At 71.6% G+C, this 16424-nt stretch carries 14 protein-coding genes; 6 read left to right on the forward strand and 8 right to left on the reverse strand.

Features of this window, described 5'->3' with window-relative positions:
• The first annotated feature begins 18 nt into the window (after nucleotides 1-18).
• Together nhaA and ABIE45_RS02335 are read left to right on the forward strand one after the other, a co-directional pair.
• Entirely contained in the window at nucleotides 19-1224 is a 1206-nt protein-coding gene (nhaA, locus tag ABIE45_RS02330) for a Na+/H+ antiporter NhaA (RefSeq protein ID WP_192710775.1), read from the forward strand.
• A gap of 157 nt (nucleotides 1225-1381) precedes the next feature.
• Nucleotides 1382-3139: a carbamoyltransferase C-terminal domain-containing protein gene (locus ABIE45_RS02335; RefSeq protein WP_192710774.1), complete on the forward strand. Its 1758-nt coding sequence runs from the start codon at nucleotides 1382-1384 to the stop codon at nucleotides 3137-3139.
• Between the two features lie 55 nt (nucleotides 3140-3194).
• Here ABIE45_RS02335 and ABIE45_RS02340 read toward each other — a convergent pair whose 3' ends face one another.
• The 4 genes from ABIE45_RS02340 to ABIE45_RS02355 form a co-directional block, all read right to left on the reverse strand.
• Entirely contained in the window at nucleotides 3195-3548 is a 354-nt protein-coding gene (locus ABIE45_RS02340; protein ID WP_192710773.1) for a hypothetical protein, read from the reverse strand.
• A 260-nt stretch (nucleotides 3549-3808) separates the two neighbouring features.
• Nucleotides 3809-4486 (reverse strand): haloacid dehalogenase type II, encoded by a 678-nt coding sequence (locus ABIE45_RS02345; RefSeq protein ID WP_192710772.1) that lies wholly within the window; start codon nucleotides 4484-4486, stop codon nucleotides 3809-3811.
• A 71-nt stretch (nucleotides 4487-4557) separates the two neighbouring features.
• Nucleotides 4558-6084 carry a murein biosynthesis integral membrane protein MurJ gene (gene murJ, locus ABIE45_RS02350; RefSeq protein ID WP_192710771.1) on the reverse strand — a complete coding sequence of 509 codons (1527 nt, stop codon included), beginning with the start codon at nucleotides 6082-6084 and terminating at the stop codon, nucleotides 4558-4560.
• Nucleotides 6085-6283: 199 nt separating this feature from the next.
• The gene (locus ABIE45_RS02355; protein WP_020091320.1) at nucleotides 6284-6883 is read right to left on the reverse strand and encodes a superoxide dismutase; all 600 of its coding nucleotides are present in this window, start codon (nucleotides 6881-6883) and stop codon (nucleotides 6284-6286) included.
• Between the two features lie 309 nt (nucleotides 6884-7192).
• Between ABIE45_RS02355 and ABIE45_RS02360 the strand changes: the two genes are divergently transcribed.
• Nucleotides 7193-8014 carry a hypothetical protein gene (locus ABIE45_RS02360; protein ID WP_192710770.1) on the forward strand — a complete coding sequence of 274 codons (822 nt, stop codon included), beginning with the start codon at nucleotides 7193-7195 and terminating at the stop codon, nucleotides 8012-8014.
• Between the two features lie 18 nt (nucleotides 8015-8032).
• On the opposite strand, the gene ABIE45_RS02365 is transcribed toward ABIE45_RS02360, so the two are convergent.
• The 4 genes from ABIE45_RS02365 to ABIE45_RS02380 form a co-directional block, all read right to left on the reverse strand.
• Complete coding sequence (locus ABIE45_RS02365; protein ID WP_192710769.1) at nucleotides 8033-9748, reverse strand: HWE histidine kinase domain-containing protein; 1716 nt, start codon at nucleotides 9746-9748, stop codon at nucleotides 8033-8035.
• A 156-nt stretch (nucleotides 9749-9904) separates the two neighbouring features.
• A complete protein-coding gene (locus tag ABIE45_RS02370) occupies nucleotides 9905-10639 on the reverse strand; it encodes a tRNA (guanine(46)-N(7))-methyltransferase TrmB (protein ID WP_192710768.1) in 735 nt (244 codons plus the stop codon).
• A gap of 365 nt (nucleotides 10640-11004) precedes the next feature.
• Nucleotides 11005-12183, reverse strand: coding sequence for a methionine adenosyltransferase (metK, locus tag ABIE45_RS02375; RefSeq protein WP_192710767.1), 1179 nt, complete (start codon nucleotides 12181-12183; stop codon nucleotides 11005-11007).
• A gap of 166 nt (nucleotides 12184-12349) precedes the next feature.
• Nucleotides 12350-12757: a helix-turn-helix transcriptional regulator gene (locus ABIE45_RS02380; protein WP_192710766.1), complete on the reverse strand. Its 408-nt coding sequence runs from the start codon at nucleotides 12755-12757 to the stop codon at nucleotides 12350-12352.
• A 574-nt stretch (nucleotides 12758-13331) separates the two neighbouring features.
• On the opposite strand from ABIE45_RS02380, the gene ABIE45_RS02385 reads away from it, so the two are divergent.
• The 3 genes from ABIE45_RS02385 to ABIE45_RS02395 all read left to right on the forward strand — a co-directional run bounded on the left by ABIE45_RS02385 (nucleotide 13332) and on the right by ABIE45_RS02395 (nucleotide 16409).
• On the forward strand, nucleotides 13332-14180 hold the full coding sequence (locus ABIE45_RS02385; RefSeq protein WP_192710765.1) for a pentapeptide repeat-containing protein: 849 nt from the start codon (nucleotides 13332-13334) through the stop codon (nucleotides 14178-14180).
• A gap of 5 nt (nucleotides 14181-14185) precedes the next feature.
• A complete protein-coding gene (locus tag ABIE45_RS02390; protein ID WP_192710764.1) occupies nucleotides 14186-15655 on the forward strand; it encodes a M48 family metalloprotease in 1470 nt (489 codons plus the stop codon).
• A gap of 73 nt (nucleotides 15656-15728) precedes the next feature.
• Nucleotides 15729-16409: a glutathione S-transferase family protein gene (locus ABIE45_RS02395; RefSeq protein ID WP_192710763.1), complete on the forward strand. Its 681-nt coding sequence runs from the start codon at nucleotides 15729-15731 to the stop codon at nucleotides 16407-16409.
• Nucleotides 16410-16424: the final 15 nt, after the last annotated feature.

The following is a 16424-nucleotide window of genomic DNA, read 5'->3' on the forward strand; positions in this document are numbered from 1 at the left end:
CGCGGCAAGCCCCCGCCGATGACATCGCCCCAGCTTTCCGGCCGCGCGCTCCCGAAGCGGCGCCCGCGCCCGCTCTCGGCCATCCGCACGATGCTCGCCAGCGAGGCTGCGGGCGGCCTGATCCTGATGGCGGCGGCGGCCCTGGCGCTGGTGGTCGCCAACGGCTCCTTCGCCGGGACCTACGCGCACGCCCTCCACGCCGGGCTCGGGCCGATGAGCGTGCAGCACTGGATCAACGACGGCCTGATGGCCGGCTTCTTCCTGCTGGTCGGGCTGGAGATCAAGCGCGAGGCCCTCGACGGGCGGCTGCGCACCTGGCCCGACCGGGTCCTGCCGGGCTTCGCGGCGCTCGGCGGCATGGCGGTGCCGGCCGGATTCTACGCGCTGGCCAATCTCGGCGCCCCGACCCTTCGGGGCTGGGCGATCCCGGCGGCGACCGACATCGCCTTCGCGCTGGGTGTCCTGGCGCTTCTCGGGTCCCGCGTGCCGGTGTCCCTGAAGATCTTCCTCAGCGCGGTCGCCATCGTGGATGATCTCGGCGCCGTGGTGGTGATCGCGCTGTTCTACAGCACGGGGCTCGATGCCACGATGCTGGGCCTCGCCGCCCTCGTGCTCGCCGGCCTCTACGGCCTGAACCGGGCCGGCGTCGCCTGGCTTCCGGCCTACGGGCTCCTCGGCCTCGTCCTGTGGGTCCTCGTGCTGCGCTCCGGGATCCACGCCACGATCGCGGGCGTGCTGCTGGCGCTCACGATCCCCATCCGGGTCAGTCCCGGCAAGCCGGAGCACGCGCACTCGCCGCTCCATCGCCTGGAACACGCCCTCGCGCCCTGGATCACCTACGGGGTGGTGCCGATCTTCGGCTTCGCCAATGCGGGCGTGGACCTCGCCGGTCTGACACCCGACGCCCTGCTCCAGCCCGTGACCCTGGGCATCGCGGCGGGCCTGTTCCTAGGCAAGCAGGCCGGGGTGTTCGCCAGCCTGCGGCTGGCCGTCGCGCTCGGGCTGGCCACGCGCCCGGCCGGAGCCGGCTGGGGTCAGGTCTACGGCGTCGCGGTTTTGTGCGGCATCGGCTTCACCATGAGCCTGTTCATCGGCGGCCTCGCCTTCGCGGATCCGCAGCACGAGACCGCCGTGAAGCTCGGCGTGCTAGTCGGCTCGGCCCTGTCGGGGCTCGTCGGCGCGGCGATCCTGCTGCTGGCCAAGCCGCGCATCCCCGCGGCCTGAAGCGCCGCTCGTCCTTGCGAGCGGAGCGAAGCAATCCAGGGACTCACCACATCCAGAGATCGCGCGCTGCCCTGGGTCGCTTCACCGACACGCGCGATGCCGGTGTCGATCGGCTCCGGGGTCCGCTGCGGGCAAAAATGCGCTACGCCCCGTCGGCATGCGCTTCTATCTCGGCCTCGCCACCACCTTCCACGATCCTGCCCTCGCCCTGGTCGGGCCCGACGGCACCCTGCTCTTCGCCGAGGCCGCCGAGCGCATCCTCCAGTACAAGCGGGCGCCGAACTGCGAGCCGGACGCCCCCATCCGGATGGCGTCGCTGCTGAAGGACCACGTCCCGCCAGGCTCCGAACTCGTCATCGCCTCGACCTGGGGCCCGCAATTCAGCGAGTTCCTGCGGGGCCAAGCCGGCGCCGGGGCGTTCGACCTGATGGCGCTCGCGGCCCACACCACGGCGCTCAACCGCTCCTTCGTGCCCGAGCAGGCCGAGCGGGTGTTCATCGCCGACCTTCACGGCGCGCAGGAGCGAGCCGGCCACGGCACTCTGCTGGCCCTCAACCAGGAGGCCCGGGTCACCGGCGCGGCGCCGCGCGCGACGATCGCCGGGCAGCGGCGCTACCCGCACCACCTCTGCCACGCCGCCTACGGCCTGTGGGGCAGCCCGTTCGACGACGCTACCGCCCTGGTGGTCGACGGCATGGGCGAGACCGGCGCGTCGGCGATCTACCGGTTGCAGGATGGCCGGATCACCGAGTTGCGCCGCCACCGCGGGCGCGGCTCGCTGGGCTTCCTGTACGGGCTGATCACCGACCTCGCCGGCTTCGACCAGGTAAAGGGCGAAGAGTGGAAGATCATGGGGCTCGCTCCCTACGGCCGCCCCGATCCGGACCTCGCCGCGCTGCTCGGCCGACTCTGCACGGTCGAGGGGCACCGCCTGCGCTTCGCCGACGCGGACACGATCCGGGCGGTGGCCGCGGAGATCCGCGCCCGCCGCCCCTTCGACGCCCTGGAGAACGGATGGGCGGACCTCGCCCGCTGCGGCCAAGACCTTTTTGCGACTTTGATGGACGCGCTGGTGGCCGAGGCGCACGCCCTGGCGCCATCCGAGAATCTCGTGATCGCCGGCGGCTGTGGCCTGAACTCGTCCTATAACGGCCGGGTGCTCGGCCGGTCCGGGTTCACCCGGCTGCACGTCCCCTCGGCCCCGGCCGACGACGGCAACGCGGTCGGCGCGGCGTGGCTCGCCTACGCGGAGGACAATCCGGGCTGGGCCGGTCCGCCGCCCGCCGCCCGGCCGCTCACGCCCTATCTCGGCTCGCGGGTCTCCACGGCGCCGATGGAGCGGCTCGCCGAGCAGGAGCCGCGCGCCAAGCGCGTCGGACAGGCGGAGGCGACCCGCGCGGCGGCGCGGATCCTGGCCGCGGGCGGTCTCGTCGGCTGGGTGCAGGGCCGGGCCGAGTTCGGGCCCCGCGCGCTCGGCAACCGCTCGATCCTGGCCGACCCGCGGCCGGAGGGCGCCAAGGACGCGCTCAACGCCAAGGTGAAGTACCGGGAGGGGTTCCGGCCGTTCGCGCCGTCGATCCTGGCCGAGGCCGGGCCGGACTGGTTCGAGGATTACGCCGACAGCCCCTACATGGAGCGGACCCTGGTCTGGCGGGAGGCGGTCCGCGCCCGGGTGCCGGCCGTGGTCCACGCCGACGGCACCGGCCGGCTCCAGAGCGTCACGGCCGAACGCAACCCGGCCTACGCGGCGCTGATCGGGGCCTTCGCGGCGATCACGGGCGTGCCGATCCTGCTCAACACCAGCTTCAACGTCATGGGCAAGCCGATCCTCCACGGCGCGGAGGACGCGATCCTGATGTTCTACACCTCCGGCCTCGACGCCCTCGTGGTCGAGGATTGGCTGGTGGTGAAATGAGAGACGCCGCGCCCCCCGGGGGACGCGGCGCCGATCGCGCAAACGGGGCGGAGACTTACTCGCAGACCTCGACGCGGCGATAGGTGAACTCGCCATCCCCGAGCCACTCCTTGCGGCGCTCGTAGTGGCAGATCGGACCGCGGCGCTCGCGCACCACGACGGTCTCGGGCTCCTCGACCACGACGCGGCGCGGGCGGTACTCCGGCGGGGGCGGCGGCGGGTTGGCGCCGTTGACGAGGGCGCTGCCCACCACGCCGCCGACGACGCCGGCCGCGAGGCCGCCGACGATGGCACCCGTCTGGTCGCGGGCGGTGGCCGGAGCGACGGCCCCGAGCACCAGGGTGGCGGCGAGGGCGGCGGCCCCGGCGCGGATCATCGTGAAGGAACCGTTCAAGGACACGCGAAACATCTCCCGTTCGTGTTGAGGATGATCCAACACCGGGAGGATTAAAAATCCGCGAAGCGGTCCAATTCGATTGTGTACCAGATAAGCCGCGGCGCGACCTCTGACGGCGGCGTTATCCGCCTCGTCCTTGAGCGCAGCGAAGCGACCCAGGGCAGCGCGACAGCGCGGAGCGTGGCGCAGCTGGATTGCTTCGCTGCGCTCGCAAAGACGGTCCCACCCCTCGCAGTTTGCCCCGACGCTGGGAACTTGGTCGCGCCCCCCCCTCAGAGTAGCCCGTCGAGAGACGTGACCACGTTGGTGGGCGCGAGGTCCGCGTACTCGTCCGGCAGCCCCCGGCGGTTGACCCAGGCGGTCCGGAATCCGAAGGCGCCCGCGCCCGCCACATCCCACCGGTTCGAGGAGCAGAACAGCACGTCCCCCTCCCCGACCGCGAGCCGGATCAGGGCGATCCGGTAGGCATCCGGATGCGTCTTGAACACCTGCGCGTCATCCACCGACAGGACCGCGTCGAGGTGGTCGGCCAAGCCCGCCGAGGCCACGGCCCGGTCGACCATGGCGGCGTTGCCGTTGGTGAGCACCGCGGTGCGGATCCCGCGCTTGCGCAGGGCCGCCAGCACGCCCGGGACTTCCGGGTAGGCGTCGAGGTCGCGGTAGGCGTCGAGCAGCCGCTCGCGCAGGCCGGGATCGACCTGCGGGTGGACGGCCAGCGCGTAATCGAGGGCCCGGACGGTGAGGTCCCAGAAGGCGGCGTAGCGGCCCATCAGCGACAGGGTCCAGCTGTATTCCAGCTGCTTGTTGCGCCAGACCTCGGAGAGGTGGACCGCGTCGGGCCCGACCGCCTCCGCGTAGCGCTGGACCGCGGCATTCACGTCGAACAGCGTTCCGTAGGCGTCGAACACCGCGGCCTTCACCCCCGCGAGCGGTTCCCTTGCGTCGGTCATGGCGTTCCTCACTGGATGCGTTCGCCCGATCTGGGGCCGGGATGCGCGGCGGCGAGCCCGGACCGGTCCTCTCAGGCCCGGCGCAGGCGCAGGCCGAACAGGTGCAGCAGGCCCGCCAGCAGGCCGCCATAGACCGCTGCGCCGGCCATTCCGAGCACCGCCAGCACCACGATCTCCCGTCCGTGCGGCAGGTCCGGCACCAGGGCCTCGGCGAGCCCCTGGCCGTAGACGGCGACAGCGGCGAGCCCCAGGCAGGCGAGCAGGACACCCGCGACGGTCAGGCCCAGGGTGCGTCCCGGTGCCGTCCAGTTCCGGCGCTTGGCCAGGACGAGCAGCAGCAGCAGGTTGACCCACTGGCTCACCGCGGTGGCGAGCGCCAGGCCGGTGACGCCGTAGGGGCCCGTGAGCCAGAGCTTGAGCGCGACGTTGACGCCGATCGCCGTGAGCGAGGCCCAGAGCGGGGTCTTGGTGTCCTGGCGGGCATAAAAGCTCGCCACGGCGCTGCGCACCAGCACCACGGCCGGGAGCGCAAACCCGTAGGCCGCCAGCACCGCGGCGGCCCGGGCCGAATCCTCGGCGCTGAACGCCCCGCGCTGGAACAGGGCCGCCATGATCAGGCCCGGGATGGTCAGGAACGCGACGGTGAACGGCGCCGACAGGGCGAGCGAGAAGCCCGCCGCCCGGTTCTGCGCCGCATGGGCGCCGGCGACGTCGCCGGCGGCGATCCGGCGGCTCATCTCGGGCAGCAGCACGGTCCCGGCCGCGATGGCGATGACGCCGAAGGGCAGCTGGTAGAGCCGGTCCGCGTAGTAGAGCGCCGAGACCGCGCCGGTCGGCAGCCAGCTCGCGATGATCGTGTCGGCGAAGGCCGCGATCTGGAACCCGGCCGAGCCGATCACGGCCGGTCCGAGCACCGCGAAGAAGCGTTTCAGCGCCGGGTCGAGCCGCGGCACGGCGAGATCCGGCATCACGCGGACCCGGCGGCAGCCCCACCACAGCAGGCCGAACTGCAGCACCCCCGAGACGGCGACACCCCAGGCGGCCGCGTAGGCGGCGTTCGGGAACAGGAAGCTCAGGCCCAAGGCCGCCAGCATGGCGAGGTTGAGCAGGACCGGGGCGCCCGCCGCCACCGCGAAGTGCCGGTGGGCGTTGAGGATGCCCGACAGCAGCGTCACCAGCGTCATGAACAGCAGGTACGGGAAGGTGATGCGGGTCAGCGCCACCGCGAGCTGGAAGCGCTCGCCATCCTCCGCGAAGCCCGGCGCCAGGGCATGGACGACCCAGGGCATCGCCGGCAGGGCGAGGTTGAGCAGCACGAGCTGCACGATCAGCATCAGGGTGAAGACCCGGTCGGCGAACCGGTGCGCGTCCCCCGGGGCGCCCGCCTCGGCGAGGCCGGCATAGGCCGGCACGAAGGCGGTGTTGAACGCGCCCTCGCCGAAGATCGCGCGGAAATGGTTCGGCAGCCGGAACGCCACCACGAAGGCGTCGGCCATGGGCCCGGCGCCCATCACGGCGGCCATCACCACGTCGCGGGCGAAGCCGGTGACGCGCGAGACCAGCGTCCAGCCGCCGACGGACAGGATGGAGCGGATCATGGTTCCGCGCGCTGCCGGGACGGTGTCTCCCACCGCGGGGGCGGGGCGGCGCGCCTCGGGAATGTCGCGGATGTCGCTGGAAGGGAAATGGCCGGACCCTTTGCACCGGGTCATCCGGCGTCGGGCGCATCAAGAGCCGGTTTCAGCCGCCACCTCAAGGGTGCCGCGGACACAAAGCCCGCGGCACCGGGAAAACGCCTCAGCGGGTCGCCTCGGCGTACATCTTCTCCACGTGCTCCCAGTTCACGAGGTTCTCGATGAACGCCTTGAGGTAGTCGGGCCGCCGGTTGCGGTAGTCGATGTAGTAGGAGTGCTCCCACACGTCGACGCCGAGGATCGGCTTCGCGCCGTGCACCAGCGGGTTCTCGCCGTTGGGGGTCTTCATGATCGCGAGCTTGCCGTCCTTGACGGCGAGCCAGGCCCAGCCCGAGCCGAACTGGCCGACGCCCGCCTGGATGAAGTCCGCCTTGAACTTCTCGGCGCCGCCGAGATCCTCGTCGATCTTCTTGGCGAGCGCGCCCGGGATCGCGCCGCCGCCATTCGGCTTCATCCACTGCCAGAAGTGGATGTGGTTGTAGTGCTGGCCGGCGTTGTTGAAGAGCGGCTGATTGGTGTTGTAGGCGGCCTTGACGATCTCCTCGACGCTCTTGCCCTGAAGATCCGTGCCCTCGAGCAGCTTGTTGCCCGTATCGACATAGGCCTTGTGGTGCTTGTCGTGGTGAAACTCGAGGGTCTCCTTGGACATGTACGGTCCGAGGGCATCGTACGCGTAGGGCAGTTCCGGCAGGGTGAAGGTCATCGCGTCTTCTCCGCTTGGCTGGGGACGGTCTCGTCCCCGGCGGGGCTCCCGAGTCGAGAGTTCGCTAGGTAAGTCGAGGGCCGCGAGACGGCAACGCCGTTCCGGCCCGACGGCGCGCGAAGTTCCGGGGATGACGCGAGGATGATATCGGCGCGACGGGACGGGGTGCGCCGCGGCCGCACACGGACAACCGAGATAGTCCGGTATCCCGAACAATTTCGCCGCTTAATTTTGCAATATGACGGCTAGGCCTTACTGTGCGCCATGCTTTGAGCGCCGGCGGTGAGCCGGCCCGTGCCAGAGAGTATCATGATCGCTGCGCTGTTCGCGCTCGCCGCCGCCATGATCATCGGGGGCTGCGCCGCCGTGATCCAAGGCTTCCCGTATGTCCGTCTGGAGAGCGGCCTCGCGATGGTGATCGCGGGCTCGGTGGCGGCGTCCTCGGGTGCGGTGCTGCTCGGGCTCGGCGTGCTCGCCCTCGCCTTCCGGCGGGTCGAGCGGGCGATCGGGCGGGTCCCGGCCTCCGCGGGTCGGGACGCGGCCGGAGCCGCGCCCGCGGATGACAGCCGGACCCGGCTCCCGCCCGTCCTGCCCGCCGCCCCGGCCTTCATCGTGCCGTCGGTGGTCGAGCCGCCGTTCGATCCCGAGCGGCCGCGCATCGAGCCGAGCCTGGAACTCCGGGCGGACGAGATCGCCGCACCGGCGTCCGTACCGCTCGCGGCCGAGCCGCCGAAGGCTGTCGAGCCCGAGCCGACCCCGCTGTTCCCGATTCCGCCCGTCACACGCGATGAGCCGGCCCTCGAGCCCGAGCCCAGGCCGGAGGCGCCGCAACCCGCGCGCGTGATCGCCCCCGAGGACGATCTGTTCGCCGCCCCCGAGGAACCGCCGGAGCCCAAGGACGCGCCGCCGTCCCTGCGCCCGAGCCTCGACACGGTTCCGGAGCCGGACCCGAAGCCGGAGACGCGGACCGTCGTCGGGCGCTATGCCTCGGGCGGCAACACCTACGTGATGTTCGAGGACGGCTCGATCGAGGCGGAGACGCCGCGGGGACGCTTCACGTTCGCGTCGCTCGACGAGCTGAAGGCCTTCGTGGACGGCGGCGGCGAATCCGGGGCCCGGGGCGCCGCCTGACGGCCGGCCGCAGGCCCCTCAGACCAGCGGGTTGAGGCTTTCGTTGCGCGGCGGGATCGGGGCCCGCATGGTCAGGGAGAAGCCGCCGGGCGCGTAGTCGGTCGTCACCTCGGCCTGGACCTGCGCAATCAGGACCCGCTGCAGCAGGCGCGATCCGAAGCCCTGGCGGTTCGGCGGCTCGACCGGGGGGCCGCCGCTCTCGCGCCAGGAGAAGCGCAGCATCCCGGCCGGCCCGCCGGGCTCGAGCGACCAGGCCACCGCGACCCGCCCGGTGCGGTTGGAGAGCGCCCCGTATTTCGCGGCGTTGGTGGTGAGTTCGTGGATCGCCATCCCGATCGGCACCGCGATCTCGGACGGCAGATCGATGGCCGGCCCTTCCAGAGAGATGCGGCCCTCGGCGCCTCCGTCCGAGTCGACCTCGGCATAGGGCTTCAGCTCGTTGAGCAGGAGGTTTTCGAGCGAGGCCGTCTGCCACGTGGCCTCGGTGAGGACCGAATGGGTGTGGGCCAGGGATTTAATGCGCCCGACGAACGCCTCGTAGAAGCTCTCGATGCTGGACGCGGTCCGCGCGGTCGAGCCCACGATCGCCTGCACGGTGGCCAGCGTGTTCTTCACCCGGTGGTGCAACTCGCGGATCAGGAGGCTCTGCCGTTCCTCGGCGAGGCGCCGGTCCGTCACATCCGCGACCACGCCGATCAGGCGGCGCGGCAGCCGGCCGGGCGCGTCGCGCTCGAATCGGCCGGCCATGTCGATCCGGCGCCAGGCCCCGTCGGACTTGCGCCGGATGCGCCCGCTGATGTGCAGGTCCCCATCCTCCCGCAGCGCCTGAGAGATCGCCCGACGGACCGCGGGGCGGTCGTCCGGGTGGAGGATGTCGTTGAGGAACTCGTTCTTGCCGATCGTGCCGTCCTCGGGCGCGTGCCCGAAGATCTCGTACATGTGCTCGTTCTCCCAGATCGCCTGGTCCTCGAGCATGTGCCACTCGAAGATGCCGAGCTTGGCGATCGTCGTCGCCACGCGCAGGCGCTGGTCGCGGGACAGGATCTCGTCTCGCGCCTCGACCCGGGTCGTGATGTCCTGGATGACGCCGACCATGCTGACCGGCTCGCCATCGGGACCCGGCACGGCCTGGCCCCGCACCCGCAGGATCACCGTCCGCCCGGCGACCGTCGTCGGCGTGTCGAACTGGTAGGGCTCGCCGCTCTTGCCGGCCGCCGCGGCGACCGTGCTCAGGCGCACGAGCTCCGCCTGCGACAGGCCAGTCTTCAGTTCCGCCCACGACACGGAGCGTCCCGGCGGACGGCCCAGGATCCGCGCGGCGCGGCGCGACAAGGTGAGAAGGCCCGTCGCCCGGTCCCAGCGCCACTCCCCGAGGCCGGCGGCCGCGAGGGCCTCGCGGTTCGCCTCGGAATGCGCCGCCGCATCCACGTCGACGGGCTCGACCACGAGCGTCGTGCCTGTGCGCCGGACGCGGACGTCGAGGGCGCTGCCGTCCGCGCGCTTCCAGAACTGAAGGCCGTCGCGGAGGCCTCCGGGGCCTTCGTTCAGAAGCTCGGCCGTCGCGTGCCCGGCCAACGTGCCCGGCGCCCAGCCGAGGAGATCGTGCAAGGCCCGGTTGGCAGCCACGATCAGGGTCTCATCCGCCGATAGCACGATGAGGCCGATCGCGGCCTCGTCGAAGCCGGTGCGATACGGGTCGCCCGGCGCCGGGCCCTGCCCCACCGTCTCGTTCACGCGGATAGATCCTCGAACGCGCCGTGGCGCGGTCCCGTCAGCGATACGCCCCCTCCCCGGCACGATCGTCGACCACACCGGCTTCTCAGGATGGCGTCCGAGCGTGACTGTTGCAAGGCGCGCCCGCAAGGCCTGCGGCGACCTGCCCGCACGAACTCAGCGCGGGACCCGTGCAAATTCCAGGTAGGTCGGCCGCCGGCCCGCCTCCAGCGCTTTGGCCTCGTAGCGCGTCCCGGGCCAGCCCGGGAAGGGCTGCGTCCAGTCCGGCGCGCCCCGCGCGGTCCAGGTCAGGACCGGGCAGCGCGCGGCTCGCGCCAGGGTCCAGCCGGCGTAGTCGTCGATGTCGCTGACGAAGCGGAACAGGCCGCCATCCTTCAGGACGCGGCCGATCTCGGCGAGCGACGCGTCCGAGACGAACCGGCGCTTGCGCTGGCGCCGCTTGGGCCAGGGATCGGGATAGAGCAGGTAGACCCGCTCCAGGCTGGCATCCGGCAGGCGCGCCAGCAGGGCGGTGACATCCTCGTCGCGGATGCGGACGTTGCGCAGCCCCCGCTCCTGGATGGCGGCGAGCAGCTTCACCACGCCGTTGACGAACGGCTCGGCCCCGATGAAGCCGATGCCGGGATGCGCCGCGGCCTGGGCCGCGAGGTGCTCGCCGCCGCCGAAGCCGATCTCCAGCCAGACCGCGTCCGGCGGGCTCGGCAGGGCCGGGAAGAGCGTGCGCGGATCGAGCGGCGCGTCGTTCTCCGGCAGGACGATGCGCAGGGCCGGCAGCAGCTCCGCCCGCCGCCGCTCCTGCTGGCCGCGCAGGCGCTTGCCCTTGCGCCGCCCGAAGAAGGCGCGCTCCGGCTCCTCGGCCGTGTCGGGCGAGCGTCCAGGGATGTCTGACATGGGCACGGTGTTACGTCGAAGGGATCTCAGATCCGGAAGCGGGCGTCTCCGCCGCACGGGACGGCGTCCCGCGCCGTCGTTCCGAGGTCGCCGCAGGCGAACCCGGCCCCGGAGGGGCACGCCGGAGGCGGGCAAGCCAGACCCGCAGATTGTGCCCGATCGTGGCGTATCGGCGCGTCCGGATCCCGGGCTCCGCTGCGCGGCCCCGGGATGACGGGGTGGCTGTCCGCGCTGTTGGCGTCGCCCGGAGACGGGACGCCCCGCCTACGCTGAACCTGCATCACGCCGGCCGCGAGCCGGCGCTTCGTTCTTCAAGGACCCGGACCTGCCGCGCAGGTCCAGGGTCACGCAGCGCGGCGCTGCCCTCAGGCGAGGGCCGATTTCAGCTTGTCGGCGAGGTCGGTCCGCTCCCAGGAGAAGCCGCCATCGGCCTCCGGCGCGCGGCCGAAATGGCCGTAGGCGGAGGTGCGCGCGTAGATCGGCTTGTTGAGGCTGAGCGCCGTGCGGATGCCGCGGGGCGACAGGTCGATGGCGTCCATCAGGACGCTCTCGAGCTTGGCCTCGTCCACCGTGCCGGTGCCGTGCAGGTCGACATAGATCGACAGCGGCTTCGACACGCCGATCGCGTAGGCGAGCTGGATCGTGGCGCGACGGGCCAGGCCCGCGGCGACGACGTTCTTGGCGAGATAGCGCGCCGCATAGGCCGCCGAGCGGTCGACCTTGGTCGGGTCCTTGCCCGAGAAGGCGCCGCCGCCGTGGGGGGCCGCACCGCCGTAGGTGTCGACGATGATCTTGCGGCCGGTGAGGCCGGCATCGCCGTCCGGGCCGCCGATCACGAACTTGCCGGTCGGGTTGACGTGCCAGACCGTGCCTTCGTTGACCCAGCCCTGCGGCAGGGCCTTGCGGATGTAGGGCTCGACGATGGCGCGCACGTCGGCCGAGTCCAGGGACTCGTCGAGGTGCTGGGTCGACAGCACGATCTGGGTGACCTCGACCGGGCGGCCGTTCTCGTAGCGGACCGTGACCTGGCTCTTGGCGTCGGGACCGAGCTTGGCGGCGTCGCCCTGCTTCGCCTTGCGGGCGTCAGCGAGGTCCTTGAGGATCTTGTGCGCGTAGAAGATCGGCGCCGGCATCAGCTCGGGGGTTTCGTCGGCCGCGTAGCCGAACATGATGCCCTGGTCGCCCGCGCCCTCGTCCTTGTTGCCGGCGGCATCCACGCCCTGGGCGATGTCGGCCGACTGGGCGTGCAGGTGGATGGCGACGTCGTTGTTCTTCCAGTGGAAGCCCGACTGCTCGTAGCCGATGTCCTTCACGGCCTCGCGGGTCAGGGCCTCGAGGTCCTTGAAGGTCACCGAGTCGGGGCCGCGCACCTCACCGGCGATGACGATGCGGTTGGTGGTGGCGAGCGTCTCGACGCCGAGCCGCGCCTCCGGCATCGCCGAGAGATAGGCATCGACCACGGTGTCCGAGATCCTGTCGCAGACCTTGTCCGGGTGCCCCTCGGAGACGGACTCGCTGGTGAACAGGTAGTTGGAACGCGGCATCGGACGGCCTCGGCTCGAGAGGTACGCCGTCGCGATTGCGGCGTTTGACCCTTCATGGGACCGGGGTTCTCGCACCGGCTCCGAGCATGGTCAAGATGACCGAACGAACGGATCCGCTAAAACGGACGATACGGATTACAAACCGTCCGCCGCCCGCCCGTTATCATCAGCCGCCGAGCTTGCTCTCCAGCGTCCGGATGGCATCGGCGACGTCGCGCCGGGCTTCCTCGGAGAAGTTCTCGGTGATGTGCCGGCCCACGACCTCGGCCAGCCGCTTCAGCCCGCCTTCGGACAGAGCGGATTGCTCCTGCTCGGCGAAGCCCGGCGCGATGAAGTCATCGGTCCGCGGCATGCCCTTGAAGAAGTAATCCATCGGGACGCCGGTCATCCGGGAGAAGATGTCGAGGTGAACGGCACTGATTCGGTTCGTGCCCTTCTCGTACTTCTGGAGCTGAGCTGCAGACATACCGAAGCTCTGCGCGACGCGACGTTGCGTGAGGGACGCCTTGCGTCGCTGCTCGGCGATGCGTTGCCCGACATAGACGTCGCGCTGATCGGTTTTCTGACCCGCCATGAAGAGCTCGTCCACCCCCTGCCATGATTCCCGGCAGCAAAGCTTAGCGCGGCCCCAGGATCTTGTCACCGGGAGGCACGCGACACAGTGAACGATTTGCGCGCCGCGAGAGGACGCACCACGCAGGCGGGCAAAATCTTGGCGTCCCCGGCAGGGCTCGAACCTGCGACCCCAGGTTTCATACCACTTCGACTTTCGCCGCCGCGGCCCGGGGGTCGCGTTCGTGGCCTGGACTATCCCTTCACCATGGGTCGGACCTGTGCCCGACCGTTAGGTGCCGCCCGTCTAGTCTCTACACCTTCCCGAAGGACGCAGGCGCGCCGCGCGGGCTTGGCTCGGGATCGGCAGGGCTCCGAACGCCGAAGCGCTGGTGCCTGAAGCTTTCCCCGACTTTGAGCGGATCCGCCGCGCGGTTTCCCGGTGCGACGCCCAATTCAACCTGTTTAGGAAACCTGTGCTCTGTCCAGCTGAGCTACGGAGACAACCGCGGTTTCCATAGCACCCTCCCCGCTTGAGGCCAACCGCGCCCGGTGGACAGGGCGCAGTCCCGGAGCATGATGCGTCCGGGGATTCGATGATCGGGACAGTGGGGTTCGCGGAGCGGCGGGACCGGGTGGCGCCGGCCGTGGCGCTCGTGTTGGTTGTGCTCGGGATCGCGCCGGCCCAGGCGGCCGGCCGAACCGGGGCCGCGGCGTGTCTGGCAGGGCCGGCGCGGCTGGAGGTCCTGGACGGGGTCGGGCCGCGCGGGGAGATCCGTCTGGCATCCGGCACCCGCGTGATCCTGGATTCCCTGCGCTGGCCGGAGGCGTCCGACCTCGCCGGGGAGGCGCAGGTCTGGCTCGACGCGCGTCGGGGCGCCCGTCTCACCGTCATCCCGCGCGGCGAGCCAGACCGCTGGGGTCGGGAGCGGGCCGACATCCAGGCCGGGGATGGCGACGATGACCTGGCCGGCGGCCTCATCGCGGCGGGCCTCGCCTTCGCGGACGCGAACGAGGCCGATCTGCTCTGCCGTCCGGCGTTGCGCCTGCTGGAAGCTTCCGCGCGGGCGCGCAGGCTCGGCCTGTGGCGCGGGCCCGTCCTGTCGGCGACCGACGGCGCAGCGCTCCGAATCGCGTCGGGGCGCTTCGCCGTCGTGGAAGGCCGCGTGCGCCATGTCGGCGAGCGCGGCGCCCGGACGTATCTCGATTTCGGCGCCCGCGGCGCGGACGCGTTGACGGTCACCGTATCGAAACGCACTTGGCGAATGGTGCGCGCCCGTGGTTTGAGTGCGGCCTCGCTCGAGGGCCGGTCCGTGCGCGTGCGCGGCGTTCTGGAGGTCTGGCGCGGTCCGATTCTGGAAGCCGCGGCCGACGCCATCGAGGTCCTAGACGAGGCGGACCGGCCGGAGGCCGGGCCGGAGGGGGAACGGGGGCTGCGGCGCTGATCGCGATGGGCGGGATCACGGAGCGATTTCGGTGGGCGGGCCGTGCCCCGCTCGGCGCTGTGGCACTCTGTGCCCTGGCCACGCTGCTCGGCGCCTGCGTGGCCGATCAGACGGAAGCGACCGTGCGGCCGGCCGTCGTGCGGGTGCCCGCGGAGGCGCCGCGCACCACCGGCCGCGAGCGCGTCGCGGATGCCGACCACCTCAAGCTGGTGGCCTCCTTCGGCGGCGAGGCACGTGCCCCGAACGTGACGCGGATGCTCACCGAGGTGACCGATCGCCTCGTGAAGGCGAGCGACCGTCCCGACCAGGCCTACGTGGTGACGCTCCTCGATTCGCCGGTGGTCAACGCCTTCGCGCTGCCGAACGGGCGGCTCTACGCGACCCGCGGGCTGGTGGCGCTGGCGAGCGACACCTCCGAGGTGGCGGCCGTGCTGGCCCACGAGATGGCTCACGTGACCCTCAGCCACGCCACGGCCCGGAGCGAGCTGGAGCTGCGCTCGGCCCTCGTCAGCCGCGTCGTGGCCGACGTGCTGAACGACCCCGATACCGGCGCCCAGCTGCAGCACCAGTCGCGCTTCGCGCTGGCGCGCTTCTCCCGCGAGCAGGAGCTGGAGGCGGACGCCACCGGCGTGCGCACCCTCGCCAAGGCCGGCTACGACCCGTTCGCGGCCGGCCGGTTCCTCACCGCGCTCAACCGCTCGACCGGCCTGAAGGCGGGCAGCGCCACCGAGCCCGACATGCTGGCGACCCATCCGGGGACGGCCGAGCGCATCACCCAGGTCACCCGGGCGGCCCGGCGCATCGGCGCGCCGGGCATCGGCACCGACGACCGCGCGTCCTACCTCGCCGCCGTGGACGGTCTCGCCTACGGCGACAACCCGCGCGACGGCGCCGTGCGCGGCCACCGCTTCATCCATCCCGGCCTCGGCATCGCCTTCGAGGTGCCGGAGGGCTTCACCCTGGAGAACACGCGCTCGGCCGTGCTCGGCACGATCCCGGACGGCAGCCGCCGCCTGCTGTTCGACCAGATCGACGCGAAGGAGGGGCAGCCCCTCGACGCGGTGCTGAAGGCGAGCTGGAACGACGCCTTCGACCCGGCCGGCTTCGAGACCCGGGAGGTTGCCGGCCACCCGGCGGCCTTCGCGCTGTCGCGCGGGAAGGACTGGACCTTCCGCCTCGCCGCCATCCGGATCGGCGATTCGACCTACCGGATGATCATGGCCGCCAAGGGCGCGACCGATCCCGATCCGGCCTTCCGCCGCTGGACCGCGACCCTGGTCGCCGTGTCGCCGGACGAGGTAGTCCTGCGCCCGCTGCGGCTGCAGGTGGTGCAGGCGACCTCGACCAGCGCCGAGGACCTCGCCCGGCGCATGACGGTTCCGGACCGGGCGCCCGACCGGTTCCTCGTGCTCAACGGCCTGGAGCGGGGAGCGCAGCTGGTCCCGGGCCGCAGCTACAAGATCGTGGCGGAATAGCCGCCTTGCGCCGCGGCGGCTTGTGCCGAGCGTGGCCCCGGCGATCCTGCCGGGGTCGTTCAGGGAGAGCCCCGTGATTCGATTCTACTACAATCTCAGCCCCAACCCCATGAAGGTCGCCCTCTGTCTCGAGGAGATGGGCCTGCCCTACGAGACGGTGCCGGTGGACACCCGCCAGGGCGCGCAGTTCGACCCCGCCTACACGGCGATCAACCCGAACGGGAAGGTGCCGACGATCGTCGACGGCGACGTGACGGTGTTCGATTCGAATGCGATCCTGCTCTACCTCGCCGGGAAGACCGGCCAGTTCCTGCCCGAGGGCGAGCCGGTGCGCGGCGAGATGCTGTCCTGGCTGATGTTCGTGGCGACCGGCATCGGGCCGTTCTCCGGCCAATGCGTCCATTTCCGCTACTTCGCGCAGGACGGCGGCGCCTACGCCACGGAGCGCTACACCTTCGAGGCGCGCCGGCACTGGGGCATCCTCGACCAGCGGCTCGCCGGCCGCACCTACGTGCTCGGCGACACCTACACGATCGTCGACATGGCGGTGTGGGGCTGGGCCCGGATGGTGCCGTTCGTGCTGGGCGAGACCGCCTTCGCGGCGTTGCCGAACGTGAAGCGCCTGCTCGACACGATCAATGCCCGGCCCGCCGCCCAGGCCGCCGAGGCGCTGAAGGGCCGCCACGCATTCAAGGCCGAGATGGATGCGGAGGCCCGGAGCATCATGTTTCCCGCCACGCGCAGCGCCGCCTGAGCCGGCGCCAGCGCG

The organism is Methylobacterium sp. OAE515 (genome assembly GCF_041806315.1).
Lineage (GTDB): Bacteria > Pseudomonadota > Alphaproteobacteria > Rhizobiales > Beijerinckiaceae > Methylobacterium > Methylobacterium tardum.